Origin of the sequence: Sphingomonas corticis (assembly GCF_012035195.1) — a bacterium.
In the GTDB taxonomy this organism is placed as follows: domain Bacteria; phylum Pseudomonadota; class Alphaproteobacteria; order Sphingomonadales; family Sphingomonadaceae; genus Sphingomonas; species Sphingomonas corticis.
The window spans coordinates 44,190-69,312 of sequence record NZ_JAAVJH010000005.1; the positions used below are offsets into that span (position 1 = coordinate 44,190).

Genomic DNA, 25,123 nt, shown 5'->3' on the forward strand with positions numbered 1-25,123 from the left:
GACGCGGGGGAGGGCGGTAGCCGGATTTCTGATCCGCCCGGTCGGAACCGCTCCTGTCGTGTGCCGGCTTACGTCGGGGAAGCCTCCGGGATGGGCGGGACCGGCTCTTAGCCCGCCGGGCTGGTCAGGATCGCTTCCACGGCGTCGACGATGCCGGTCAGCGCCTCCGGCCGGCTCCAGAAATGGTGGTCGCCGGTGTCGCTGCGGTCCAGCGCCGCCTCGCGCGCGGCGACCAGCGTCTGCAGCGCCAGACCGGCGAACAGCAGCCGCTGGTTCACCGTCGCCGCCGGCAGCGGCGCGAGCAGCCGGTGGACGTGCGCCAGGTAGCGCGCATAGCCCGGTGAATGCTCCGGCACCGTGGCGCTGAACAGCGCGCGGCGTTCGTTCTGCACGTTCACGATGAAGCGGAAGTACGTCTCGCCCTCGCCGGTGTCGCCGCCCAGGTCGATGCAGGGCATGACGTTGGCCTCCACCACCGCGCGCAGGTCCGGCTCGCCCGCCGCCTCGGCGGCGTCGAACAGGGCGCGGCGGCGGGCGTCGATCAGGTCGGCGCCGTCGATCAGCAGCTCGCGCAGAAGGTCGTCCTTGGTGCCGAAATAATAATGGACCGCGGCCGCGTTGCGCTGGCCCGCGGTCTCCACCACCTCGCGCATCCCCACCGCGGCGATGCCGCGCTCGGCGAACAGGCGGCGGGCGGCGCGCTTCAGCTCGTCGCGGGTGCCGCCGCGCGCGGGAGAGGAAGGGGCCGCCGTCATCGTGGCGACGGACCATCCACCATGGATCGCCCCACCGCAAGGGCGCGCGTCACCCGCCCGCGCCGGGGATCGGCGACTCCTTCAAGAGCCGGGCTAGGTGCGCGGCGTTGGTGGCCAGCATCGCGGCGGTTTTCACCACCTTCTCCGGCGTCTCGTCCAGGTCCTTGAAGTCGGTCGAGCCATAGGCCTCGCCGACCCAGTAGACCGCGCCGACCGGCGGGATCGTCCAGCCCACGTCGTTGAGGCACTGAAACGCCTGCGCGGAGGAGACGTGCGCGCCGTCCTCGTTGCCGACGATCGCGGTGACGGCGACCTTGCCGTAGCTCGGCATCCGCCCTTCGTCGTCGGTCTCGGAGAGGAAGGCGTCCATGCGCTCCAGCACGCGCTTGGCGACGCTGCCCATCTGCCCCATCCAGATCGGACCGCCCAGGATCAGGATGTCGTGGTCGAGGATGCGGCGGCGCAGGTCCGGCCAGTCGTCGCCCGGCCCCTCGTCGCTCGTCACGCCGGGTAGGATGTTCAGCGCGGCGACCCGGACCGGATCGGAGACGGTGACGCCCGCCTGTGCGAACGAATCGGAGACCACGCGCAGCATCGCGTCGGTCGAGGATGGCTCGGTGGCGTCGGCCTTGAGCGAACAATTCAGCGCGATCGCCGTCAGCGGCATGGTCATCTCCTAACCTGGGGAAAGACCGAGCGTTTCAGCGCGGGCGCGGTTCCGCGGACAAGCGGCTCATCAGCACGGCGGCGCGCAGGGCCTGGCGCGGCAGGCTGGTGAGGTCGACCCACTCGCCCTCGGCATGGCTGCCTCCGCCCGCCGCGCCCAGCCCCGCCAGCACGGCGACGTGCGGCGACACCCAGCCCGCGTCGGAGGCCCCGCGCTTCGCCGGGTCCCAGGGCGCCATCTGCGGCAGACCCAGGTCCGCGTTCACGCGGTTCAAGGCGGCGAGCAACGCGTCGTTGCGCGGATCGGGCGCCATCGGCGGCAGCGCATCGTTGAAGGTGATCGTGGCGCCGGTGCCCGGCAGATGCTGCGCGACGATCGCGCGCATCTTCGCCTGGACGCGATCGGCCTGCTGCGGCGACAGCGCGCGCAGATCGCCGCGCATCACCGCTTCCGCGGCGATGATGTTGGGCTTGCCGCTGGCCGTCGCGCGCACGCCATCGGCGTCCAGCGCAGCCGGGGTGCCGCCGACCATCAGACCGATGTTGTATGTGAGCGACGGTTCGGTCAGCTCCCGGCGAAAGGCGTCGGCGATCCGCGCGACCTCGTAGATCGCGCCGTAACCCGGCGGCCCGAAGACGATGCTGGAATGGCCGGTCTTGCCGGTCGTCTTCACCTCCCAGCTGATCGACCCGCGCCGCGCCACCGTGCCGAAGTCGCGATCCTCCGACGTCACCAGCGCCTCGAACTCCAGCGCGACGTCCGCTTCCTTCGCCGCCGCCACGAGATCGGCGCGGGCGAGCGACGCCGGCTCGCCCGACCGCTCCTCGTCGCCGACCAGGACGACGGTGATGTCCGCCTTCGCCAGCGTGCCGGCCGCCTTCATCGCGCGCAATGCCGCCACGATGACCACGTCACCGCCCTTCATGTCGCTAGCGCCCGGACCCTCCGCTTCGTCTCCCTCGCGTTTCCACTTCTGGAACGGGCTGTCCGGCTCGAACACGGTGTCGAGATGGCCGATCAGCAGCAGCCGCTTGCCGCGCCCGTCGCCCTTGTGCGTCGCGATCAGATGGCCGGCGCGCCCCGTCGCGCGCATGTCGACCCAGCGCGTGGCGAAGCCGAGCTGCGCGAATTCCGGCACCAGCATGTCCGCCACCGCCTTCACGCCCGCCAGGTTCAGCGTGCCCGAATTCTGCTCCACCAGCTTCTGCAACAGCGCCTCGTGGCGCGCGACCTCCGCATCGACGGTCGTCTTCATGCGACGCTCGGCGGCGGTGGGCGCGGCGCCGGCGGGTGCGGCGTCGAGCGAGAGCACGGTCGCCAGGGCGGCGAGGATCGGCCGGGTGCCGTTGGCGAGCGCGGGCGCGCGGAACGTCATGCGTGGAACTCCCCCTTCGGCCGGCGGATTGTCGCACGGCAACGATGGAGAGTAACATGCGTAAAGCCGTCGCCGCCATGGCGATCCTGATGTTTGCCGCGCCGCTGGCGGCGCAGGGCAACGATCCCGCCGCCCCGCGCGCGCCGCTGGCGCAGGACCGCGGCTACGACAAGGACCAGCCGCGCACGCGCGCGATCAACGAGGCGGAACGGCCGGAGGTGCAGGAGGCGAACGACCTGTCGCTGGCGCAGGCGCGCACGATCGCGGCGCCGACGGTGCGCGGCAACGCCGCCAACGAGGCACGCTACGAGGCCGACATCGCCGCCTATCGCGACATGCTGCGCCAGCACCGCCGCGACGTGCGCGCCTATGCCCGGCAGGAGCGCGCCTACGCGAAGGCGATGGCCGACTGGCGCGCCCAGGTCGCCGCCTGCGACGCCGGCAACCGGCGGGCGTGCAACCTGCCGACGCCCGATCCGATGAGCTATATGTGAGGTGAGGGAGCGGGTCTTTGCCGGGGCAGACTTGCCGGCGTAACGCCCAAACTCCGTTCGCGACGAGCGAAGTCGAAGCGCTCTCCTTTCCGACCGGTAGGTGACCGGCGGCACGGGAAGGACAGCGCCTCGGTTTCGCGCGGTACGAATGGAGATATCCGGCCAGACGACGCGGCAACGCTGCGTCGTCGATCCTCGCTTCGCAAGGTCGGCCGGCCTTCGCGGTCTCGCGGGCAGCACCGCTGCCCGCGTGCCGCTCAGGCGCTGTAGTACATGTCGTACTCGACCGGGCTCGGCGTCATCTCCCAGCGCGCGACCTCGGACCACTTCAGCTCGACGTACGCCTCGATCTGGTCCTTCGTGAACACGTCGCCCTTCAAGAGGAAGTCGTGATCCGCGGTCAGCGAGTCGAGCGCCTCGCGCAGGGACGCGCAGACGGTCGGCACCTCGGCCAGCTCGGCGGGCGGCAGGTCGTACAGGTTCTTGTCCATCGCCTCGCCGGGGTGGATGCGGTTCTGGATGCCGTCCAGGCCCGCCATCAGCAGCGCGGCATAGGCGAGATAGGGGTTCGCCATCGCGTCAGGGAAGCGCACTTCCACGCGCTTGCTCTTCGGACCGGTGCCATAGGGGATGCGGCAGGAGGCCGAACGGTTGCGCGCCGAGTAGGCGAGCAGCACCGGTGCCTCGTACCCGGGCACCAGCCGCTTGTAGCTGTTCGTCGTCGGATTGGTGAAGGCGTTGATCGCCTTGGCATGCTTGATGATGCCGCCGATGAAGAACAGGCACGTCTCGCTGAGGCCGGCATAGCCGTTGCCGGCGAACAGCGGCTCCTTGCCCTGCCAGATCGAGAAGTGCGTGTGCATTCCCGATCCATTGTCCTCCTTGATCGGCTTCGGCATGAACGTCGCCGACTTGCCGTAGGCGTGCGCGACCTGGTGCACGACGTACTTGTAGATCTGCATCCGGTCGGCGGTGGTCGTCAGCGTGCCGAAGGTGAGGCCCAGCTCGTGCTGCGCCGCCGCCACCTCGTGGTGGTGCTTGTCGCAGGGCAGACCCATCTCGAGCATGGTCGAGACCATCTCGCCGCGGATGTCGACCGCGCTGTCGACGGGGGCGACGGGGAAATAGCCGCCCTTGGCGCGCGGGCGATGGGCGAGGTTCCCGCCCTCATACTCGCGACCGGTGTTGGTCGGCAGTTCGATGTCGTCGATCTTGAAGTAGGATTCGGCGTAGTTCGTGTCGAACTGCACGTTGTCGAACATGAAGAACTCGGCTTCCGGCCCGACATAGACGGTGTCGCCGATGCCGGTCGAGGCGACATAGGCCTCCGCGCGCTTCGCCGTGGTGCGCGGGTCGCGGCTGTAGCCCTCGCCGGTCGACGGCTCGACGATGTCGCAGAACACGATCAGCATCGGCGTGGCGGAGAAGGGATCGGTGTAGACCGCGTCCAGATCCGGCTTCAGGATCATGTCGCTCTCGTTGATCGCCTTCCAGCCCTCGATCGAGCTGCCGTCGAACATCAGGCCGTCGGTCCACTCGTCCTCGCCCATCACCGAGGCGACCATCGTCAGATGCTGCCACTTCCCCTTGGGATCGGTGAAGCGCAGGTCGACCCACTCGATCTCCTCGTCCTTGATCTTGCTCAGAACGTCTGCGGCCGTGTTCGCCATGTCGAAGTCTTTCCTCGTTCGCGTTTCCCGTCCCGCTGGCGGGAGGGGTTAGGGGAGGGGAGTGCCGCGACCGCGACGACCGCGGCCAGGCCCACCCCCGACCCCTCCCGCCGGCGGGAGGGGAAAAATGGGATCAGATCGCGTCGTCGCCGCGCTCGCCGGTGCGGATGCGAAGCGCGGTCTCGACGGGAAGGACGAAGATCTTGCCGTCGCCGATGCGGCCGGTCTGCGCGGCGGCGGCGACCGCCTCCACCACGCGCTCGGCGAGTCCGTCCTCGACCACCACCTCCAGCTTCACCTTCGGCAGGAAATCGACGACATATTCGGCGCCGCGATAGAGTTCGGTATGGCCCTTCTGCCGACCGAAGCCCTTCGCCTCGGTCACGGTGATGCCGGACACGCCGATCTCGTGCAGCGCCTCCTTCACCTCGTCCAGCTTGAACGGCTTGATGATCGCCTCGATCTTCTTCACGCGTGCTCCGCCCCACCCGACATCGTCGCCCCGCTGACGACCTTGCACCGACCGTGCCAGTCGCGCGCGCGAAGGGCAAGGCGGCAGCAGGCCGCATCGGAGGCGTGGATCGTGCCCACGGAACGGGCATTGCCGGACCACTGCCACGAAAATGGGCAGTTCGCTGTCGCGGTCCACGCAAGCGAGGTGCCCGGTATACCCGATCTGGCGACCGGCAGGGATCGAAGGTTCTGGGACGCCGTTGGCATCGATGGCGGCGCAAGTGCCCGTCGTCGAATGGAGCTGCCATGTCCCGTATCGCCTTCCCCGCGCTCGCGGCTTGCGCCGCCGCGCTGATGCCCGTGACCGCGTCGGCACAGGACGGGGTGTTCGACATGGGGCAGTTAACCGGAACGCTGTCGCAGGATCACGTGACGCAGTCTGAACGTGCGCGGGCCGGGAAGTCGCGACCGCGCGACCCCAGAACGGTCGAGAAAATCTGCGTCCAGTACCTGCCGGTGTATCGCAAGCAATACAGCTCGCGGCATCCGAAGGTTGCGCAACTCGGACGGATGTGTCGGCAGGCGGGGTATTGATCTCGCCCGAGGCAACTGAAACCTGACCCCCCGCCTGATTGCATCCCGGCGCCGGCGCGGGCTCACCGAACGCCGGTTCTCCGCGGCCCTGCTTCCGGTTTCGGCGCCGGAGACGGGTCCGTCAGATTGGCCCGCGCCCACGCCGCCTCGTCGATGACGTAGAGCCGCACCGCTTCCGCCTGCGCAGGGCTCATCACCTTCGCGAAGCTGACCATTCCCTGGTCCTTGAGCACGCCGTCGATCAGCACCGACTTCCACGTGTCCGCGTCGGCAAGCACGCCCGAGCGCTGAAGATCGGGCAGCACCCCGCCGCCGCCCGCGCTGGCGCCGTGGCAGACCTGGCAGTAGCGGCCGAACAGCAGCCGTCCGTCCGCCACCTGCTGCGGCGTGCCGCGCCGGTCGGGCAGCGGCGGCGGCGGCGCTGCCGGTTCCGCGGCCACGTCGGGCAGGCGCGCGGTGCCGTTCAGCTTGAACACCAGTAACCGCGGGCGATTGGGCACGTCGCGTGCCTTGCCGATGGCATAGCCGATCGACAGCGGCAGCGCGCCACCGCGTCCGGCGAGCACCGCGACATATTGCGTATCGCCCACCATGTACGTCGCCGCGCCCGCCATCACCCCGGTGCCGACCGGATAGGCGAACAGCTGCCTGCCCGTGTCGGCGGCATAGGCGCGGAACTCGCCCAGCGCCGTGCCCTGGAAGACGAGGTTGCCCGCCGTCGCCATCGTGCCGCCGTTCCATGGCGTGGGATGCGGCACCGTCCAGCGGGGCTTGTTCGCTACCGGATCCCACGCCACCAGCGCGCCCGTCGCGCCCGCGGTCGCGGCCTTCACCACCGCGGCGTCGCGCGGGTACATGGCGTTGCCGAGATCCTGGCCGACGTTGAAGCCGATCGGCTTCGCCGCGTCGAGAGGGGAGGAGGGATTGAGGTAGGCCGAACCAACCGATTGCGCCGGGATATAGGCGAGGCCGGTCTGGCGGGAGAAGGCCATCGGCTGCCAGTTGTGCGCGGCGATCGCGCTCGGCATCGCCAGGAACGGCTTGCCGGTCTTGTAGAAGCGCGCCGCCGGGTTCTCGATCGGCCGCCCCGTCTTCATGTCGTAGCCGCTGGCCCAGTTCACGCCGGGGATGAACTGGCCGGCGTTGACGAGCTTTCCGTCGGTACGGTCGACGACGTAGAAGAAGCCGTTCTTCGGCGCCTGCATCAGCACCTTTCGCGGCTTGCCGCCGATCGTCAGCGTGGCGAGCGCGATCGGCTGCGTCGCGGTGAAGTCCCACGTCTCGCCCGGCGTCTCCTGATAATGCCACAGGTACGCGCCCGTCTCCGGCTTCAGCGCGACGACGGAGGAGAGGAAGAGGTTGTCGCCCTGTCCCTCGCTGCGCAGGCCATGGTTCCACGGGCTGCCGTTGCCGACGCCGAGGTACAATTGGTCGAGCTCCGCGTCGTAGACGATCGAATCCCACACCGTCCCGCCGCCGCCCGACTGCTTCCACTGGCCGTTCTTCGACCAGGTGGGCGCGACCTTCGCCATGGCGGCGTCGCTCGCCTCGCCGTCCTTCGCGCCGGTGGGGTTGGGCACGGTGTAGAAGCGCCACTTCTTCGCGCCGGTGGCGGCGTCATACGCGGTGACGTAGCCGCGCACGCCGAATTCCGCGCCGCCGTTGCCGATCACGACCATGTCCTTCACCACGCGCGGGACGCCGGTGATCGTGTATGGCTTGCTATTGTCCGTGGTCTGCACCGACCAGTCGGGCTTGCCCGTGGCGGCGTCCAGCGCGATCAGCCGGCCGTCGATGGTGCCGACGTACAGCCGCCCCTTCCACGCCGCCACGCCGCGGTTGACGACGTCGCAGCACGCCTGGACGCCCTTGTCCTTCGACACGCCGGGATCGAAGGTCCACAACGGCGCGCCCGTGGCCGCGTCGAAGGCGAACACCTTCGACCAGGGTCCGGTGACGAACAGCTTGCCGTCGACCACGACCGGCGTCGCTTCCTGACCGCGCGCGTCGGGCATGTCGGCGAACCAGGCGAGGCCCAGCTTCGCCACGTTCCCCGCGTTCACCTGCGTCAGCGGCGAGAAGCGGTCCTCGCTATAGTCGAAGCCGGTCATCGCCCAGTCGCGGCCGTTGCCGCCGCTGGCCAGCAGCGCGCCGTCCACCTTGTCGACGCCTGATGTCGCCACGCGGTCGCGTGCCGGCTCGCCGCCGCTGCACGCGGACAGCACCAGGGCGGCCGTCCACGCCGATCGATAGGCCCTGCGCATCCCCGTTCCCCTCCCGCTTGGTGCCGGCGTCGCCGGTCGTTCGCACGATGGTGGCGCGAAAGCCGAACGATGGGAAGGGTGTAGCGCGATGTTAAGTTTGCGCGGGCTACGGCGGTATCCGGGGACGGAGGAATCGATCGACATGCGTATCATCAGGCAGCGCCTGACCCATGCGGCGCTGGCCTTTCCGCTGCTGCTGACCGGCTGCGGCGGGGAGGGGGGCGGGGACGGCAGCTCTTCGACGCCGATCGTCGTCGCGCCGGCGCCCGCGCCCAGCCCGTCGCCGACCGCCAGCGTGCCCGCGCCGTCGCCCAGCCCTACGTCCGCACCCACGCCCACCAGCGTCGTGGTGCCACCGGCCCCGCCGCGCCCGGCGAGCTGGGCTGCGGGTGCGGCGGCGCTCTATACCAGCGCGCCCGACGTGCCCGGCTGCCGCACGGGAACGCTGGCGCAGGCAGTCAAGGATGACGTGCTGCTGCGCATGAACGCGCTGCGCGCACTCCACGGTCTCGCCCCGGTGACGTACAACGAGGCCGACGACGCGCAGATGATGCAGTCGTCGCTGATGATGGCGGCGAACGGCGCGCTGGAGCACACGCCCCCCTCCACGTGGAAGTGCTGGTCGCAGACCGGCTACGACGGGTCGAGCACGGGCAACCTCTACGGCGGCACGATCTCGCCCTTCCTCGTCTGGTCGACCGAGGACGACTTCATCGGCGGCTGGATGACCGAGGTGAACAACCTGATCGCCAACAACGTCGGGCACCGCCGCTGGATGCTGGACCCGTTCCTCGGCAAGATCGCCTACGGCCGCGTCGCGCAGGTGCTGGCCGACGGCAAGCGGACCGACGCGGCGACGCTGAAGGTGTTCAACTTCACGGGCGGCGTGCCCGCGCCGTCCACGGTGCCGGCCTTTGTCGCCTATCCGCAGGGGGACTATCCGGCGCGCTGGTTCGACACGCGCGCCCTGCTGTCCTTCTCCGCCATCTCCAGCACGGCCAGCCGCGGCGCGAACGGAAACGTCAGCTTCGCCAATGCGACGATCACCGTGCGCGATCCCGGCGGCACCGCGCTGGCGGTCAGCGAGGTGTCGTTCGACAACGTCGGCTACGGCATTCCGAACAACCTGCAGTGGAAGCTCGCCGGACTGCAGAGCAACGTGCGCTACGCGGTGACGATCGCCAACGTGCGGGTCGCCGGCGCCGCGCGCACCTATGACTACACCTTCCGGATCGTGCCGTAGGGGAACGCCATGTCGGGGGCGCCGGGAAAGCCCGACGCCGCGCTACGGCCGCCCCTCGAACCGGTATTCGTGCTGGCTGTCGCGCACGACCAGCGCACGCTTTCCGTCCTTGTCGTCCACGACCATGGGGAAGCCGAGGAAGGTCGGCTCCAGCGTGACGAACGACAGCGTGCCGTCGTCGTTCCGGCGCGAGGCCATCGGCACCTTGCCCAGCGTGGGGAAGTCGAAGGTCACGCCGGTCTTCCCGCCGCGTTCCACGGTGAAGCCGCCGAGTTCCGGACTGGCGTAGGCCGATGCCAGCTTCGCCACCGCGGCCGGATCCGCCGGGATCGTCAGCCGCTTGCGTTCCGCCTCGATCTCGCCGGCGTAGCGCGCGGCGGAGGCCCTGACGTCGCCCGCCGCCTCCGCCCGCCCACCGTAGAGCAGTTCCATCAACCGCCGCGCGAAGGGGCGTAGCAGCGCGCGCCCGTTGTCGGCATTGGTCAGCAGCACCGCGCCGACGCCGGCGGCGGGAACGAGCATGATGTCGCTCTTGTACCCGCCCATGCTGCCACCGTGGTGGACCACCTCCACCCCGCCCATCTTCTCCGTCTCCAGCCCCATGCCGTAGAATTCATCCTCCCCGGTCGGCACGTTGGGGATGCGCCGCTGGAGCAGGTTCTTCGTGCTGACCCATTGCCGCCCGTCGTCGGTCTTCCCCTCGTTCAGCTCGAAGCGGACGTACTTGATGAGGTCGTTGGCGCTGGACCACGCGCCGCCGGCGGGGCGGAACGGGAAGACCGCGCGGTTCAGCAGCATTGCGTTTGCGACGGAAGCGACCGGCCGGCCGTCGATCGCGTCGCCGTGGGGGCGCGCCCAGTTGCGCTTCATCGCCTGGTCGAAATCGAAGTAGGTCGCAGTCATGCCGAGCGGGCGGAACACCTTCTCCTGCATCGCCGCGTCGAAGGCGCGCCCCAGCTCCCATTGCGGGTGGACGAGGTGCCCGCCGACATAGCCCGCGGCGGATGCCATCAGGTTGTTGTACTGGAACACCTCGCCGAAGCCGCTGGTCGGCTGCGTGTCGGCCAGCTGCGCGAACGTGTCCGAGGCAGGGGTGGTCGGCAGCGTGTTGAACAACCAGATGAAGTCCTTGCGCGGCAGGCCGGTGCACGCGCAGACCAGATGCTTGACCAGCACCCTCGACGTCGTCTCCGCGCTGCCGAGGCGGAATTGCGGATAGACCTGCGTCACGGGCTGCTCCCAGCCGAGCTTTCGCTCGTCCACCAGCCGCGCCAGCAGCAGCGTCGCCATGCCCTTGGTATTGCTGGCGATCATGAACTGGGTATCGGCGTCTACCGGCGTGGGATCACCCAACTCGCGCACGCCCAGGCCCGTCGAATAGAAGGTCCGCTTGCCGTCGGTCAGCGCGAAGGAGGCGCCGGGGACGCCCAGCTCCTTCATCGACGTCTCGACGAAGGCGCGCAGCTGCGCGATCCGCGCGGCGTCGAGCGGCCTGGCGGTCCGGCCGGCGAAGCTCTCCTTGGCGTAGCCGGCCGGGCAAAGGCTCTGCGACACCAGCGCCGCCGCGGCGCCGCGCTTCTCAAACGTCGCCTCGCTCCCGTCGGCGATCATCACCGTCCAGCGCTGGCCTGCGCGCATCGCCGCGCCCTGGATGAAGCGCTTCTCGTTGGGCGACGTCTCGTAGGAGAAGACGGGGCGCTCGTCCCAGCCGTCCTTGGCGGCGCGCGGGCTGACCAGCTTGGGCGTGCGCACCGCCTCGGCCGGACGCCACGCCTTCCACGCCGCCGCCATGGCCGCGGTCGCATCAGCGGCGGCGCCCACGTCGACGATCGCGATCGTCAGGTCGCCCTCGGGTGCGGAGACGGTGGTGACGGTGTCGCCCGCCTGCGCGCGGATCCATGCCTTGGGCAGGGTGAAGCCGGTGCCACCCGGCGTGGCGATCGCCTGGTCGGCGGCGGCGGCAGCAGCGGGTTGCTGCGCCCATGCGGGCATGGGCGACAGGGCCGTGGTGACGAGCAGCAGCGGCGCGAGCAGACGAACGGTCATGAAGCGATATCCCCCCGGTTATCGAGGGGCGGACGCTATGCCGGGTAGGGCGGCCTGTCGAGTCCCGCGGGCGAGGTGGTAAAGATCTCGCACCCGTCCTCGGTGATGCCGATCGAATGCTCGAACTGCGCCGACAGCGACCGGTCGCGCGTCACGGCGGTCCAGCCGTCGTCCAGCAGCTTCACGTCGGGCCGACCGATGTTGATCATCGGCTCGATCGTGAAGATCATGCCCGGCTTCAGCTCCGGCCCGGTGCCGGGCCGGCCGACGTGGACGACCTCCGGCGCGTCGTGGAACAGACGGCCCAGGCCATGCCCGCAGAAATCGCGCACCACGCCGTAGCGATGCGCCTCCGCGTGGCGCTGGATCGCGTGGGCGACGTCGCCCATCGTGTTGCCGGGCCGCGCCTGCTCGATGCCGATCATCAAGCATTCGTAGGTCACGTCGACCAGCCGCCGCGCCTTCAGCGGCACGTCGCCGATCAGGTACATGCGGCTGGAATCGCCGTGCCACCCGTCGACGATCGGCGTCACGTCGACGTTCACGATCTCGCCCGATTTCAGTTGCCGCTCGCCGGGGATGCCGTGGCACACGACGTGGTTGATCGAGATGCAGCTGGAGTGGGTGTAGCCGCGATAGCCCAGCGTCGCCGGCGTGCCGCCGTTCGCGGCGACGAAGTCGTAGATCAGCCGGTCGATCTCCGCCGTGGTGACGCCTGGCACCATGTGCGGCACCAGCATGTCGAGCGTCTCGGCGGCCAGGCGCCCGGCCTTGTGCATCCCCGCGAAGGCCTCGCGCCCGTGCAGCTTGATCGCGCCGGTGCGCCCCAGCGGCGCGTCGGAAGTGACGGTGACGTAATCGGTCATGACCGCGATATAGCGTGACGCGCGGCGCTTTGCGAGGTTATGCCCCGGGGATGGCAGAGGAACGCATCTTCACCGCCGCGCTGGTCGTCATCGGCGACGAGATCCTGTCGGGGCGCACGCAGGACAAGAACGTGGCGCAGATCGCGCAGTGGCTGAACGTGCAGGGCATCCGCCTGGCGGAGGTGCGCGTGGTCGCCGACCAGGAGGAGGCGATCGTGGAGGCGGTGAACACGCTGCGTGCGCGCAACGACTATCTGTTCACCACGGGCGGCATCGGCCCGACGCACGACGACATCACCGTGGACGCGATTGCCGCCGCGCTGGGCACCGGCGTGACGCATCACCCCAAGGCGGTCGCCACGCTGACCCGCTACTACGAGACGCGCGGCGGCGTAACGCAGGCGCGGCTGCGCATGGCGCGCGTGCCAGAGGGGGCGGAATTGATCGAGAACCGCGTGTCCGGTGCCCCGGGTATCCGCATCGGCAACATCTTCATCATGGCGGGCGTGCCGCATATCACGGCCGGCATGCTCGATGCGCTGACCGGCACGCTGGAGGGCGGGCGACCGGTGGTCAGCAAGACGATCGGCGGCTGGGTGGCGGAGAGCGAGGTGGCCGACATCCTGCGGGAGGCGGAGAAGGCGCACGCCGGCGTGGCGATCGGCAGCTACCCGTTCTTCCGGGAAGGACGCGTCGGCGCCAATTTCGTCGTCCGCTCGCCGGACGAGGTGCTGGTGGACCGCTGCCTGGCCGATCTGACGCGCGCGCTGGAGGGGGCGGGGCACGTGGTGACGGGCGGGGGCATCTAATTCCTCGCACCGTTCGTGCTGAGCCTGTCGAAGCACGTGGTCCGGACAGGCCCTTCGACAGGCTCAGGGCGAACGGCAGTCCTGCTACGCCGGCCTCACCCGAACGGCAACGTCGGCTGCGCGACGTCTTCCTCGCGGACCAGGCCCGACAGCGTCAGGCCGAGGAGGCGGATGCCGCGTTCCACCGGCAGTTCCGCGCGCAGCAGCGACCAGCCCGTTTCCAGCAGCATCTCCCGCGTCGTCACCGCCTCCACGGTCGATCGCGCGCGGGTGAGGGTGCGGAAATCGGCGTGGCGCAACTTCAGCGTCACCGTGCGGCCCCGCGCGGCGTGCCGCTCGATCCGTACCCAGGCGGCGTCGGCCACCCGCTCCAGCGCGGCGCGAAGGTCCGCCTCGGCGGCGAGATCGGTCTCGAACGTGCGCTCGGCACCGATCGACTTGGCCTCCCGGTCGGCGCGCACCGGCCGCTCGTCGATGCCGCGCGCGGCGCCGTGGAGATAGTCGGCGTGGCTGCCGAAATGTGCGCGCAGGAACTCGATGCTCTGCGCCGCGAGGTCGGCGCCGCTCTCGATGCCCAGCCGCGCCATCTTCGCCGCGGTGACGGGGCCGACGCCGTGGAAGCGCTTGACCGGCAGGGTCTGAACGAAGGCGGCGCCTTTCGCGGGCGGGATGACGCACACGCCGTCGGGCTTGTTCTGGTCGGAGGCGAGCTTGGCGACGAACTTGTTGTAGCTGACCCCTGCCGAGGCGGTGAGTGCGGTGTCCGCGCGGATGCGCGCGCGGATCTCCTCCGCGATGGCGCGCGCCGAGCCGAGCGCGCGGCGATCCTCGGTCACGTCGAGGTACGCCTCGTCGAGCGACAGCGGCTCGATGAGGTCGGTGTAGTCGGCGAAGATTGTGTGGATCTGCCGGCTGACCGCGCGATACACGTCGAAGCGCGGGGGCACGAAGACGAGGTCGGCGCAGCGGCGGAGCGCGGTGACCGAGGGCATGGCGCTGCGCACCCCGAACGCCCGCGCCTCGTAGCTCGCCGCTGCCACCACCCCGCGCCCCCTCGCGCTGCCCACCGCCACCGGCCGTCCGCGCAACGCCGGATCGTCGCGCTGCTCCACCGACGCGTAGAAGGCGTCCATGTCGATGTGGATGATCTTGCGCGAGTTCCCGGTCACCAGGGGCTATATAAATATCCTCCCCGGCACGGGGAGAGGGATCATGCGCAGCATGGTGGAGGGGTGGGCCGCATACGCCGCACGCCGTGGCACGCCCCCTCCACCACGCCGCTGCGCGCGTCGCGGTCCCCCTCCCCGTACCGGGGAGGATATGGTAGGCGCGCCGGCATGACACAGGAACTCGTCCGTCCCGTCCTCGTGCCCCCCGCGGGCGAGAAGAAGGTGCTGCTCCACAGTTGCTGCGCGCCCTGCTCGGGCGAGGTGATGGAGGCGATGACGGCGAGCGGGATCGACTATACGATCTTCTTCTACAATCCCAACATCCACCCCAAAGAAGAGTATCTCCTGCGCAAGGACGAGAACATCCGCTTCGCGCGGGAGCACGACGTGCCGTTCGTCGATGCCGACTACGATACGGCCAATTGGTTCAAGCGCGCCAAGGGAATGGAGTGGGAGCCGGAGCGGGGCCCGCGCTGCACCATGTGCTTCGACATGCGGTTCGAGCGGACGGCGCTCTACGCGCACGAGCACGGCTTTCCCGTCATCACCTCCTCGCTCGGCATCTCGCGCTGGAAGAACATGGCGCAGATCAACGATTGCGGGGAGCGCGCGGCGGCGCACTATCCCGGCATTCGTTACTGGACGTTCAACTGGCGCAAGGGCGGCGGCGCCGCGCGCATGATCGAGATCTCCAAGCGGGAGCGCTTCTACCAGCAGGAATATTGCGGCTGCGTCTATTCGCTGCGCGACACCAACGCCCACCGCGTCGCGCAGGGGCGGGAGGAAATCCGCATCGGCGAATTGTTCTACGAGGATAAGCCGAAAGCGGACGAATGACCGTTTTTTGGCTTGCGGGCCGGGGGGCGGACGTCTAGGCGCTCCGCTTCCGCAATGTGTCGGGGCGTGGCGCAGTCTGGTAGCGCACTGGTCTCGGGGTCCAGGGGTCGTAGGTTCGAATCCTATCGCCCCGACCATTGCGGTGTTTCACCCCGTCATCTGCGCGCGTCCAGCATCGCCTCGATCGCGGTAAACTTCTCGCGCGGGGCACCGTCGCGCGCATTGGCCACTTCCGCCTTCTCGATCGCCTGCCAGTCGCGGAAGGTGACGACGTCGACCCCGCGTTCCGCCAGCAGCGCATCCAGCCCCGCCCGGCCCGGCTTGCCCGAACCGTCCGCCACGTCCGCGGCGATATGGTCCGCGATCAGGAAGCCGTCGGGCCGGTTGGTGCCGATCGTTCCGGTCGGTCCCCGCCGTGCCCAGCCGACCGCGTAGAGGCCGGGTGCGATCCGTCCCTCGCTGTTGGCGAAGCGCCCCAGCTTCGCATCATAGGGCACGCCCTCGATCCGCGGGGTCTGATAGCCGATGCAGCTGACGACCAGGGTGGCGGGGATCGCGTAGGTCTCGCCGGTCCCGCTCGCACGGCCATCCGCGTCCAGCCGGGTGCGCTCGACGATCACCTGCTCGACCCGGCCGTCGCCCTCGATCGCGACCGGCTGCGCGAAGAAGTCGAAGGCGATCGTCACCGGTTTCTCCTCGCCCGCTTCGGCAAAGGCGCGCAGATGGGCGACCGACTTGCGCTGGCCGGGATCGAGCGCCGCGTCCGCCGCCGGGGCGGGCAGGTCGGCGGCGTCCACCATGGCCCGCGCGCGCGACAGATGGGCGAGCTCGCCCAGCTCCTTGGGCGTCATCGCGATCTGGTGCGGCCCGCGCCGCGCCAGTAGCGTGATCCGGTCGTGCGTGCCGGTGCCCAGGTGGTCGAGCGCGTGGCCGACGATGTCCGACCCGCCGAACTCCTCCGCGGTCTTCGCCAGGATGCGCGCGACGTCCAGCGCCACGTTGCCCGCGCCGACGACGACGGCGGGACCGTCGAGCGGGGGGCGGAGCGCGGCATGATCGGGATGGCCGTTGTACCAGCCGACGAAGGCTGCGGACCCGACCACGCCGGGCAGGTCGTCGCCCGGCACGCCGAGCGGTCGGTCCGCCGGTGCGCCGGTGGCGAGCACGACCGCGTCGTAGAGCGAGAGCAGCTCGCCGATCGACACGTCCCGCCCGACCGCGACGTTGCCGACGAAGCGGACGTTGTCGCTGAGCGCGGTCGCCTCGTAGCGGCGCGACACCGCCTTGATCGACTGGTGGTCGGGTGCGACCCCGCTGCGGATCAGGCCGTAGGGGACAGGCAGGCGATCGACGATGTCGACGCGCACGTCGTCTGCGAACAGCTTCTGCAACGCCTCCGCGGTATAGTAACCCGCCGGGCCGGAGCCGATCACCGCGACGTGCCGCATCCGCTTCCTCTCTCGCTGTCCGTGCCGGACCCTAGCCGGTTATGCGCGACGCTGGAAAGAGCGCACCGCCTTCGCTACGGCGCGCGGCATGGCCACTCCGCTCGACAAGATCCGCAACTTCTCCATCATCGCGCATATCGACCACGGCAAGTCGACGCTGGCCGACCGGCTGATCCAGCGCACCGGCGGCCTGTCCGACCGCGAGATGAGCGCGCAGGTGCTCGACAACATGGAGATCGAGAAGGAGCGCGGCATCACCATCAAGGCGCAGACCGTGCGCCTGGAATGGAAGGGCCATGTCCTGAACCTGATGGACACGCCCGGCCACGTCGACTTCGCCTACGAGGTCTCGCGATCGCTGGCGGCGTGCGAGGGCGCGCTGCTGGTCGTCGACGCCGCACAGGGCGTGGAGGCGCAGACGCTGGCCAACGTCTACCAGTCGATCGAGCACGACCACGAAATCCTGCCCGTCATCAACAAGATCGACCTGCCCGCCGCGGAGCCGGAGAAGGTGCGGCAGGAGATCGAGGACGTGATCGGCCTGGACGCGAGCCACGCCGTCCTCGCCAGCGCCAAGTCGGGCATCGGTATCGAGGAGATCCTCGACGCGGTGGTGGAGCGCATCCCCGCGCCCAAGGGGGACGCCGCTGCGCCGCTGAAGGCGATGCTGGTCGATTCGTGGTACGATCCATACCTCGGCGTCATGATCCTCGTCCGCGTGATGGACGGCGTGTTGAAGAAGGGGCAGCAGGTCAGCTTCATGCAGGCGGGTACGACGCACCTGATCGACCGCGTCGGCTGCTTCCGCCCGAAGATCGAGCAGCTGGCCGAGCTGGGGCCCGGCGAGATCGGCTTCATCACCGCGCAGATCAAGGACGTGGCGCAGGCCCGCGTCGGCGACACGCTGACCGACGCGAAGAAGCCGGCGGCGGCGGCGCTGCCGGGCTTCAAGGAAGTGCAGCCGGTCGTCTTCTGCGGGCTGTTTCCCGTCGACGCCAACGACTTCGAGAAGCTTCGTGAGAGCATCTCGAAGCTGCGGCTGAACGACGCCAGCTTCTCGTTCGAGATGGAGACGAGCGCGGCGCTGGGCTTCGGCTTCCGCTGCGGCTTCCTCGGCCTCCTCCACCTAGAGATCATCCAGGAACGGCTGACGCGCGAGTACGACCTCGACCTCATCACCACCGCGCCGAGCGTGGTCTATCAGATCGAGCTGACCCACAACGGCGGCCACATCGACCTGCACAACCCCGCCGACATGCCCGATCCGAACAGGATCGCGTCGATCAGCGAGCCGTGGATCGAGGCGGTGATCTACGTGCCGGACGAGTATCTCGGCTCGATCCTGAAGCTGTGCCAGGATCGGCGCGGCATTCAGAAGAACCTGACCTACGTCGGCGGACGTGCGCAGGCGACTTACGAGCTGCCGCTGAACGAGGTCGTGTTCGACTTCTACGACCGGCTGAAATCGCTGTCGAAGGGCTATGCCAGCTTCGACTATCACCAGATTGGCCATCGCGAGGGCGACCTGGTGAAGATGAGCATCCTTGTGAACGAGGAGCCCGTCGACGCGCTCAGCATGATCGTTCACCGCGGCACGGCGGAGACGCGCGGGCGCGGCATGTGCGAGCGGCTGAAGGAACTGATCCCGCGCCACCTGTTCAAGATTCCGATCCAGGCGGCGATCGGCGGGAAGGTGATCGCGCGCGAGACGATCAGCGCGATGCGCAAGGACGTGACCGCCAAATGCTACGGCGGCGACATAACGAGAAAGCGCAAGCTGCTGGAAAAACAGAAGAAAGGTAAGCTGAAGATGCGCGAGTACGGCTCGGTGCAGATCCCGCAGGAGGCCTTCATCGCGGCGCTGCGGATGGGCGACGAGAACTAGCTTTCCAACGGGTACCGCCGCCGATTTGATTGGACCGCGAAATGTCCGCGGATCGCCTCGTTGAAGAAGCGTCCCGCGGATCGGGCCGTCGTCAGCGCGTCGTAGATCGCGCGGGGCACGCCGAAATAGGTGTAGCTGCGCCCCGACCCGCGGAACGACACGCGCAGCGTCTCCGCCTCGTCGTCGAACACGACGCGATCGATCAGCGAGGACTTCAGCCGGCGGGCACGCATCCTGCCGCGACGAGCGACCGACTCGCGCGTTCCTGCGCCTGCGCCGACGCGAATCGGATTTACGGCGAAGCGAATCGTCCATCGCTGGAGCCGCCGACAGACGCATGGAGGGGCTGCCGCGTTGTTTCTCCGTTGCGAGAATGCGATGAGCCATGACGATGCGCCGGATCTGCTTCCTTCTCTCGCTCCTCCTCGGCCTGATCGCCACCTCCGCGACCGCGCAGCGGCGCGGGCCGCTCGTGCTGGCGGCGGCGAGCATGCAGGAGGCGCTGACCGACGCCGCAGACGCCTGGCGCGCGCAGGGGCACGCCCGCCCGGTGCTGTCATACGCCGCTTCGTCCGCGCTCGCGCGGCAGGTGATGGCCGGAGCGCGCGCCGACCTGTTCGTCTCCGCCGACGCGGAGTGGATGGATGCGGTGGCGGCGAAGGGCCTGATCGTCGCGGGCACGCGTGCGACGCTGGCGCGCAACCGGCTGGTCGTCGTGGGGCGGGTCGGCGGTCCCAGGCTCGGCACGTTGCGCGGGGCCGCGCTGGCGCGGGTGCTGGCGGCGGGGCCGCTGGCGATGGCCGATCCGGATAGCGTGCCCGCCGGCCGCTACGGCCGCGCTGCGCTGACCAGGCTGGGTGCGTGGGAGGCGGTCGCGCCGCGCGTGGTGCGGGCGGAGAACGTCCGCGCCGCGCTGGCGCTGGTCGAGCGTGGCGCCGCGCCGTACGGCGTCGTCTACGCCACGGATGCGCGGGCGGCGCGTGGCGTGGCGATCGCCGGCTACTTCCCCGCCACCAGCCACGTGCCCATCGTCTACCCGGTCGCGCGGCTGTCGGCCTCCGACGAGGCGGAGGGCTTCCGCCGCTTCCTGCTGTCGACGCGCGGGCAGGCGATCCTCGCGCGGCGCGGGTTCGCGCGGCGCTGATGGAGGATGTCGCCGGGATCGTCCGGCTGTCCCTGCTGGTCGGGCTGGTCGCGACCGCGGCGGCATTGCCCGTCGCCTTCGCGCTCGCCTGGGTGCTGGCGCGCTGGCGGTTTCCGGGGAAGGTGCTGCTCGACGGGCTCGTCCACCTGCCGCTCGTCGTGCCGCCGGTCGTCACCGGCTGGCTGCTGCTGATCGCCTTCGCGCCCGAGGGGCCGCTGGGGTCCATCGGCGACCGCGTCCTTTTCCGGTGGACTGGCGCCGCGATCGCTGCCGCAGTCATGGCCTTGCCGCTGATGGTGCGCGCGATGCGGCTGTCGATCGAGGGGGTGGACCGCCGGCTGGAGCAGGCGGCGCGCACGCTCGGCGCATCGCGCTGGCGCGCCTATGCCACCGTTACGCTGCCGCTCGCGCTGCCCGGCGTGCTGGCCGGTGCGATGCTGGGCTTCGCGCGGTCGCTGGGGGAGTTCGGCGCGACGATCACCTTCGTCTCGAACGTGCCGGGCGAGACGCAGACGCTCCCGCTCGCCATCTACGCCGCGCTCCAGCGTCCCGGTGGCGAGGCGCTGGTGTGGCGGCTCGCCGCCGTTTCCGTCGCCCTCAGCCTCGCCGCGCTGGTCGCGTCGGAGGCACTGGCGCGGCGCGCGGGCAGGGGGGTGCATGTCCTTTGACGTCGACGTAACGGTGCGGCGCGGCGGGCGCGACCTCCACGTCGCCTTCGCCGCGGGGGGCGGCGTCACCATCCTCTTCGGCCCTTCGGGCGCGGGCAAGACCAGCACGCTGGACATGATCGCCGGCCTGTTGCGGCCCGCGGCGGGCCACGTGCGGGTCGCCGAGCGCACCCTGTTCGACCACGCGGCGGGGATCGACCTGCCGCCCGAGCGCCGGCGCGCGGGCTACGTCTTCCAGGACGCGCGCCTCTTCCCGCACCGGCGCGTGCGCGCCAACCTGCTGTACGGCGCGCGGAGCGACGCGCGGCTGGCGGAGGTGGCGGCGACGCTCGACATCGCGCCGCTGCTGGGCCGCTGGCCGCGCAGCCTGTCGGGCGGCGAGGCGCGGCGCGTGGCGATCGGCCGCGCGCTGCTGGCCGATCCGGACTTTCTGTTGCTGGACGAGCCGCTATCCTCGCTCGACGCCGACCGGCGCGAGGAGGCGACGCGCGCGATCGAGCGAGTGCGCGACGCGGCCGGGCTGCCGATCCTGCTGGTGACGCACGACGCGGCCGAGGCGGACCGGCTGGGCGACCGCGTGGTGCGCGTGGGATAGGAGGCGGACATGCCGGGCTTCGACGAGGTGTACGCGGGTCTGCGGGCGATCATGCTGGAGGCGGCAGGCGACCTGACCGTCGCGCGCGACCTGCCGGGCGACCTGGAGGTGCGCACGCCTGTGCTGGACGCGAAGACAAGGCAGCCGGGCTGGTTCGGGACGGTGACGCTGAAGAAGAGCTACGTCGCCTATCACCTGATTCCGCTCTACGACGCGCCCGCGCTGACCGAGGGACTGTCCGACGCGCTGACGAAGCGGCGGCAGGGCAAGACCTGCTTCAACTTCAAGGTAGTGGACGAGGCGCTGTTCGCCGAAGTTGCGATGCTGACGCGGCGGGTGCGCGCGGCGGTCGCATGACCGCGCCCGTGCTCCCGCGCGAGCGGGAGCACGGGGAAGGGGATCAGGCGACCGCGGCCTTCAGTGCGTCAACCAGGTCGGTCTTTTCCCAGGTGAACAGATCGCCCTCCGGCTCGCGGCCGAAATGGCCGTAGGCGGCGGTCTTCGAGTAGATCGGCGCGTTCAGCTTCAGGTGCTCGCGGATGCCCTTGGGCGTCAGGCGCACCAGCTGCGGCAGCGCCGTCTCCAGCTTCGCCTCCGCCACCGTGCCGGTGCCGTGCAGGTCGACGTAGACCGACAGCGGCTCGGCGATGCCGATGGCGTAGGACAGCTGGATCGTGCAGCGACGCGCCAGGCCCGCGGCGACCACGTTCTTCGCCAGGTAGCGCGCAACATAGGCGGCGGAGCGGTCGACCTTCGTCGGGTCCTTGCCGCTGAACGCGCCGCCACCGTGCGGCGCCGCGCCGCCGTAGGTGTCGACGATGATCTTGCGCCCGGTCAGCCCGGCGTCGCCGTCCGGCCCGCCGATCTCGAACTGGCCGGTCGGGTTGATGTAGACCTTCGTGTCGCCATCGATGAACCCGTCGGGCAGGACGTCGCGGAACACCTGCATCACGTAGTCGCGCAGCACCGCGTATTTCGCGGCATCGGCGTTGTCGCCCTTCTCGCAATAGCCGGGCGCGTGCTGCGTCGAGACGACCAGCGCGGTCGCCTTGACCGGCTGCTCGTTCTCATAGGCGAGCGTCACCTGGCTCTTCGCGTCCGGCTCGAGGAAGGGCGCCGCGCCCGAGTGACGGTCGGCGGCCATCCGCTCGAGGATCTTGTGGCTGTAGTAGAGCGTGGCGGGCATCAGGCCTGGGGTCTCGTCGGTGGCGTAGCCGAACATGATGCCCTGGTCGCCGGCGCCCTCGTCCTTGTTGCCGCTCTCGTCCACGCCCATCGCGATGTGCGCCGACTGGCCGTGCAGGTTGTTCTGGAAGACGAACTCGTTCCAGTGGAAGCCGGACTGGGCGTAGCCGATGCGCTTCACCGTGGCGCGGACGGTGTCCTCGATCTCCTGCTCCACGCCCGGCGCCCACTGGCCGTTCTCGTACACGCCCTTGCCGCGGATCTCGCCGGCCAGGACGACCAGCTGCGTCGTCGTCAGCGTCTCGCATGCCACGCGCCCCTGCGGGTCCTTCGACAGGAACAGGTCGACGATGGCGTCGGAGATCTGGTCCGCGACCTTGTCGGGATGGCCCTCGGACACGGATTCGGAGGTGAACAGGAAAGACTGGGGCATGGAGGCTCCGCGAACAGATAACGATATAAAGATAACTTTATGTGTTCCCCTATCGCGCCCGCCGCCGCAAGGCAATCGCCGCGGCGACCAGCGCGATGCCGACGATCAGCGCCGCCCAATTACCGATGCGCGAAAAATGTGTGGGCGGCAGCGCTGGTGGGATCGGCACGTCGATCGCGCCGGCGACCTTGTGCGGCACCTGCGCCAGCACCCGTCCGTCCGCCGCGATCACCGCAGAAATGCCGTTTGGCGTAGAGCGCGCGACCGGCACGCCCTCCTCAATCGCACGCATCTGCGCCTGGCGCAGGTGCTGCGGCGGGCCCCAGGAGCCGAACCAGGCGTCGTTGGACGGATTGAACAGCAGCAGGGGGCGATGGTCCCGGTCGATGACTTCGCCGGAGAAGATGATCTCGTAGCAGATTTGCACCGCCACGGGGCCGAACAGCGGAAGGTCGCTGGTCTCCGGCCCTGGCCCGGGAAGGAAGTCCATCTCTCCTGGCACCAGCCGGGCGAGGCCGAGCGGCTTCAGCAGCCACGGCATCGGCAGGTATTCGCCATAAGGTACGAGATGCGACTTGTCGTAGCGCATCTCCACCTGTCGCCCGCTGTTCAAGGCGAAAACCGAGTTTGTCGCGGCGACCACATCGCCACGCGCGTCGAATTGCAGCGCATCGCCCCCGGTCATCAGGATGTCGCGCGGTCCGAGCACCGATGCCAGTCGCGCGCGCGTCGCCCACGGACTGGTCGCGCCATACACCCACAACGGATAGCCGCCCTCGATCAGGTTGCGCATCACCCCTTCCGGCCACAGCACCAGCCGCGGCACCGCGGCCGGGCGCCCGGACAGGCGGGTGAGCCGCGCCAGCATCATCTCCTGATCGCTCTCGCCGCGCTGGTCCTGCGGCACGTTGGGCTGGACGACGACCAGCCGCGGGGCACCGGCGGGGGGCGGGGGCAGTGCGGGCGTGCCGCGGACGACCTGAACGGCGACCAGCGCGACGATCGCGGCGGCGAGCGGCCAGCGTCGGCGTGCGAGGAGAAGAAGCAGCGCGCCGGCCGCCGCCACGAACAGCGCGGACAGCGCGTAGGTGCCGATCTCGCGCCCCAGCAGCGCGACATGCGGGATCGGCAGCCCGAGCCAGGCAACGCCCAGCGGATCCCACGCATAACCGGTAAAGACCCAGCTGCGCAGCCACTCGCCGAGCATCCAGGCGGCGGCGAAGAACAGCACCCACGCCGTGTCGACCCGCTCGCGCCGCATCCGCCACGCCAGCCCTGCCGCGAGCGCGGGATAGACGGCGAGGTACAGCGCCAGCGCGAACGGGGCGATATAGCCCAGCTCCGCCGGCATCTTGTCCTGAAAGGTGAAGGCGTGCTGGAACCAATTGTCGTTGATCGTGAAATGGCCGACGCCGAAGGCGTAGCCGCGCCACAATGCCTGACGCGCCGAGGGGGCGGCGTGGACCAGCCACATCCACGCGGCGAGCGCGGGCAGGGCGAGCCACCACAGGTCGAGCGGCGCGAAGGCGCAGGCGGTGACGACGCCGAGGAGCAGGGAGAGCGGGGCGGGAAAGCGCATGGGCCGCGACCTAGCCTATCCTCCCCGGTACGGGGAGGGGGACCAGCGACGCTGGTGGAGGCGGGGCGCCACGAATGTCACGCTTGTGGCCACCCCCTTCACCATTCGCTGCGTGAACGGTCCCCCTCCCCGAGCCCGGGAGGATAGTGTATGAGAGCGCCATGACACTCCGCCCCTTCCATCTCGCTTTCCCCGTCCACGACCTCGACGCCGCGCGCGCCTTCTATCGCGACGTGCTCGGCTGTGCCGAAGGGCGGTCGAGCGGGCAGTGGATCGACTTCGACTTCGGCGGACACCAGATCGTCGCGCACCTCGACCCCGCTGCGAAACCGGTCGCGGTTGCCAACGAGGTGGACGGCCATCACGTGCCGGTGCCGCATTTCGGCATCGTGCTGACGATGGCCGACTGGCAGGCGCTGGCGACGCGGGTGGAGGCGGCCGGCGTGCCCTTCGGCATCGCGCCGCACGTCCGCTTCAAGGGGAAACCGGGGGAGCAGGCGACGATGTTCTTTCGCGATCCCAGCGGCAACGCGCTGGAGTTCAAGGCGTTCGCCGACGACACCATGCTGTTCGCCACGGAGGAGCCACGATGAGCCGCCCGATCGAGATCGACCTTCCGCACAAGCTGGGCCGCGACGCCGCGCGCGCGCGGATCGATGGCGGGTTCGGCAAGATGGCGAGCTACATCCCCGGCGGCGCGGTAACCGAGCATCGCTGGACCGGCGACCGGCTGGATTTCACCGTGGAGGGCATGGGGCAGCGCGTGGCAGTGACGCTGGACGTCGCCGACACCAACGTCCACGCCACCTTCGTCCTGCCCGCCTTCCTGCAGATGTTCGCCGAGCCGCTTCGCGCGAAGCTGCAGAAGGACGGGCCGAAGCTGCTGGAGTAAGCGACCTGCCCACGGTCGACTGAGCGTCGACAGGCTCGGTACGAACGGTTCG

General features: G+C 69.7%; 25 protein-coding genes and 1 tRNA gene. 13 read left to right on the plus strand and 13 right to left on the minus strand.

The genetic code is table 11. The features are described from left to right. Nucleotides 1-107 precede the first annotated feature (107 nt). Genes HBH26_RS09230 through HBH26_RS09240 form a run of 3 tightly spaced genes read right to left on the minus strand, consistent with a single transcriptional unit; the run spans nucleotide 108 to nucleotide 2,797 of the window. Nucleotides 108-755 (minus strand): TetR/AcrR family transcriptional regulator, encoded by a 648-nt coding sequence (locus HBH26_RS09230; RefSeq protein WP_168134319.1) that lies wholly within the window; start codon nucleotides 753-755, stop codon nucleotides 108-110. Nucleotides 756-804: 49 nt separating this feature from the next. After that, complete coding sequence (locus HBH26_RS09235; protein ID WP_168134320.1) at nucleotides 805-1,422, minus strand: flavodoxin family protein; 618 nt, start codon at nucleotides 1,420-1,422, stop codon at nucleotides 805-807. Between the two features lie 34 nt (nucleotides 1,423-1,456). Next, on the minus strand, nucleotides 1,457-2,797 hold the full coding sequence (locus HBH26_RS09240) for a M20/M25/M40 family metallo-hydrolase (protein ID WP_168134321.1): 1,341 nt from the start codon (nucleotides 2,795-2,797) through the stop codon (nucleotides 1,457-1,459). A 56-nt stretch (nucleotides 2,798-2,853) separates the two neighbouring features. Here HBH26_RS09240 and HBH26_RS09245 point away from each other — a divergent pair, with 56 nt between their 5' ends. Then, entirely contained in the window at nucleotides 2,854-3,291 is a 438-nt protein-coding gene (locus tag HBH26_RS09245; RefSeq protein WP_239024693.1) for a hypothetical protein, read from the plus strand. A gap of 257 nt (nucleotides 3,292-3,548) precedes the next feature. On the opposite strand, the gene glnA is transcribed toward HBH26_RS09245, so the two are convergent. Both glnA and HBH26_RS09255 read right to left on the minus strand, forming a co-directional pair. Continuing rightward, the gene (glnA, locus tag HBH26_RS09250; RefSeq protein ID WP_168134322.1) at nucleotides 3,549-4,961 is read right to left on the minus strand and encodes a type I glutamate--ammonia ligase; all 1,413 of its coding nucleotides are present in this window, start codon (nucleotides 4,959-4,961) and stop codon (nucleotides 3,549-3,551) included. A 133-nt stretch (nucleotides 4,962-5,094) separates the two neighbouring features. Next, nucleotides 5,095-5,433, minus strand: coding sequence for a P-II family nitrogen regulator (locus HBH26_RS09255; protein ID WP_168134323.1), 339 nt, complete (start codon nucleotides 5,431-5,433; stop codon nucleotides 5,095-5,097). Nucleotides 5,434-5,720: 287 nt separating this feature from the next. Between HBH26_RS09255 and HBH26_RS09260 the strand changes: the two genes are divergently transcribed. Next, nucleotides 5,721-6,008 (plus strand): hypothetical protein, encoded by a 288-nt coding sequence (locus HBH26_RS09260; RefSeq protein ID WP_168134324.1) that lies wholly within the window; start codon nucleotides 5,721-5,723, stop codon nucleotides 6,006-6,008. A 62-nt stretch (nucleotides 6,009-6,070) separates the two neighbouring features. On the opposite strand, the gene HBH26_RS09265 is transcribed toward HBH26_RS09260, so the two are convergent. Next, nucleotides 6,071-8,272, minus strand: a complete 2,202-nt coding sequence (locus tag HBH26_RS09265; RefSeq protein WP_168134325.1) for a PQQ-dependent dehydrogenase, methanol/ethanol family — start codon at nucleotides 8,270-8,272, stop codon at nucleotides 6,071-6,073. A 142-nt stretch (nucleotides 8,273-8,414) separates the two neighbouring features. Here HBH26_RS09265 and HBH26_RS09270 point away from each other — a divergent pair, with 142 nt between their 5' ends. Then, nucleotides 8,415-9,515: a CAP domain-containing protein gene (locus HBH26_RS09270; RefSeq protein WP_168134326.1), complete on the plus strand. Its 1,101-nt coding sequence runs from the start codon at nucleotides 8,415-8,417 to the stop codon at nucleotides 9,513-9,515. Nucleotides 9,516-9,557: 42 nt separating this feature from the next. Here the strand turns inward: HBH26_RS09270 and HBH26_RS09275 are convergent, their stop codons facing one another. Then, nucleotides 9,558-11,561: a serine hydrolase domain-containing protein gene (locus HBH26_RS09275; RefSeq protein ID WP_209308454.1), complete on the minus strand. Its 2,004-nt coding sequence runs from the start codon at nucleotides 11,559-11,561 to the stop codon at nucleotides 9,558-9,560. Nucleotides 11,562-11,596: 35 nt separating this feature from the next. Next, nucleotides 11,597-12,427, minus strand: coding sequence for a type I methionyl aminopeptidase (map, locus tag HBH26_RS09280; RefSeq protein ID WP_168134327.1), 831 nt, complete (start codon nucleotides 12,425-12,427; stop codon nucleotides 11,597-11,599). A 50-nt stretch (nucleotides 12,428-12,477) separates the two neighbouring features. Between map and HBH26_RS09285 the strand changes: the two genes are divergently transcribed. Further along, the gene (locus HBH26_RS09285) at nucleotides 12,478-13,236 is read left to right on the plus strand and encodes a competence/damage-inducible protein A (RefSeq protein WP_168134328.1); all 759 of its coding nucleotides are present in this window, start codon (nucleotides 12,478-12,480) and stop codon (nucleotides 13,234-13,236) included. Nucleotides 13,237-13,331: 95 nt separating this feature from the next. Here the strand turns inward: HBH26_RS09285 and dinB are convergent, their stop codons facing one another. Then, a complete protein-coding gene (gene dinB, locus HBH26_RS09290) occupies nucleotides 13,332-14,405 on the minus strand; it encodes a DNA polymerase IV (RefSeq protein WP_168134329.1) in 1,074 nt (357 codons plus the stop codon). A gap of 168 nt (nucleotides 14,406-14,573) precedes the next feature. Here dinB and HBH26_RS09295 point away from each other — a divergent pair, with 168 nt between their 5' ends. Together HBH26_RS09295 and HBH26_RS09300 are read left to right on the plus strand one after the other, a co-directional pair. Next, a complete protein-coding gene (locus tag HBH26_RS09295; protein ID WP_168134330.1) occupies nucleotides 14,574-15,242 on the plus strand; it encodes an epoxyqueuosine reductase QueH in 669 nt (222 codons plus the stop codon). A gap of 60 nt (nucleotides 15,243-15,302) precedes the next feature. Further along, nucleotides 15,303-15,379, plus strand: a tRNA-Pro gene (locus tag HBH26_RS09300). 18 nt (nucleotides 15,380-15,397) lie between these two features. On the opposite strand, the gene HBH26_RS09305 is transcribed toward HBH26_RS09300, so the two are convergent. Then, complete coding sequence (locus HBH26_RS09305) at nucleotides 15,398-16,690, minus strand: FAD-dependent oxidoreductase (protein ID WP_168134331.1); 1,293 nt, start codon at nucleotides 16,688-16,690, stop codon at nucleotides 15,398-15,400. 88 nt (nucleotides 16,691-16,778) lie between these two features. Here HBH26_RS09305 and lepA point away from each other — a divergent pair, with 88 nt between their 5' ends. Continuing rightward, nucleotides 16,779-18,575 carry a translation elongation factor 4 gene (lepA, locus tag HBH26_RS09310; protein WP_168134332.1) on the plus strand — a complete coding sequence of 599 codons (1,797 nt, stop codon included), beginning with the start codon at nucleotides 16,779-16,781 and terminating at the stop codon, nucleotides 18,573-18,575. Here the strand turns inward: lepA and HBH26_RS09315 are convergent. Next, on the minus strand, nucleotides 18,572-18,808 hold the full coding sequence (locus HBH26_RS09315) for a KTSC domain-containing protein (RefSeq protein ID WP_168134333.1): 237 nt from the start codon (nucleotides 18,806-18,808) through the stop codon (nucleotides 18,572-18,574). The genes lepA and HBH26_RS09315 overlap by 4 nt on opposite strands. A 152-nt stretch (nucleotides 18,809-18,960) precedes the next feature. Between HBH26_RS09315 and modA the strand changes: the two genes are divergently transcribed. From modA to HBH26_RS09335, 4 genes are read left to right on the plus strand one after another with little or no spacing between them, the layout of a single operon-like run. Beyond that, the gene (gene modA / locus HBH26_RS09320; RefSeq protein ID WP_239024694.1) at nucleotides 18,961-19,719 is read left to right on the plus strand and encodes a molybdate ABC transporter substrate-binding protein; all 759 of its coding nucleotides are present in this window, start codon (nucleotides 18,961-18,963) and stop codon (nucleotides 19,717-19,719) included. Beyond that, the gene (gene modB / locus HBH26_RS09325) at nucleotides 19,719-20,387 is read left to right on the plus strand and encodes a molybdate ABC transporter permease subunit (RefSeq protein WP_168134334.1); all 669 of its coding nucleotides are present in this window, start codon (nucleotides 19,719-19,721) and stop codon (nucleotides 20,385-20,387) included. Before modA ends, modB begins: the two co-directional genes overlap by 1 nt. Beyond that, on the plus strand, nucleotides 20,377-20,982 hold the full coding sequence (locus HBH26_RS09330; protein WP_168134335.1) for an ATP-binding cassette domain-containing protein: 606 nt from the start codon (nucleotides 20,377-20,379) through the stop codon (nucleotides 20,980-20,982). Before modB ends, HBH26_RS09330 begins: the two co-directional genes overlap by 11 nt. 9 nt (nucleotides 20,983-20,991) lie before the next feature. Beyond that, entirely contained in the window at nucleotides 20,992-21,339 is a 348-nt protein-coding gene (locus HBH26_RS09335) for a hypothetical protein (protein WP_168134336.1), read from the plus strand. A gap of 43 nt (nucleotides 21,340-21,382) precedes the next feature. On the opposite strand, the gene metK is transcribed toward HBH26_RS09335, so the two are convergent. Beyond that, nucleotides 21,383-22,600 (minus strand): methionine adenosyltransferase, encoded by a 1,218-nt coding sequence (gene metK / locus HBH26_RS09340; RefSeq protein WP_168134337.1) that lies wholly within the window; start codon nucleotides 22,598-22,600, stop codon nucleotides 21,383-21,385. A gap of 49 nt (nucleotides 22,601-22,649) precedes the next feature. Beyond that, nucleotides 22,650-24,179, minus strand: coding sequence for an apolipoprotein N-acyltransferase (lnt, locus tag HBH26_RS09345; RefSeq protein ID WP_168134338.1), 1,530 nt, complete (start codon nucleotides 24,177-24,179; stop codon nucleotides 22,650-22,652). A gap of 161 nt (nucleotides 24,180-24,340) precedes the next feature. Between lnt and HBH26_RS09350 the strand changes: the two genes are divergently transcribed. Together HBH26_RS09350 and HBH26_RS09355 are read left to right on the plus strand one after the other, a co-directional pair. Continuing rightward, nucleotides 24,341-24,772 carry a VOC family protein gene (locus HBH26_RS09350; RefSeq protein WP_168134339.1) on the plus strand — a complete coding sequence of 144 codons (432 nt, stop codon included), beginning with the start codon at nucleotides 24,341-24,343 and terminating at the stop codon, nucleotides 24,770-24,772. Next, complete coding sequence (locus tag HBH26_RS09355; RefSeq protein WP_168134340.1) at nucleotides 24,769-25,071, plus strand: polyhydroxyalkanoic acid system family protein; 303 nt, start codon at nucleotides 24,769-24,771, stop codon at nucleotides 25,069-25,071. The genes HBH26_RS09350 and HBH26_RS09355 overlap by 4 nt, the downstream gene beginning before the upstream one ends. Nucleotides 25,072-25,123: the final 52 nt, after the last annotated feature.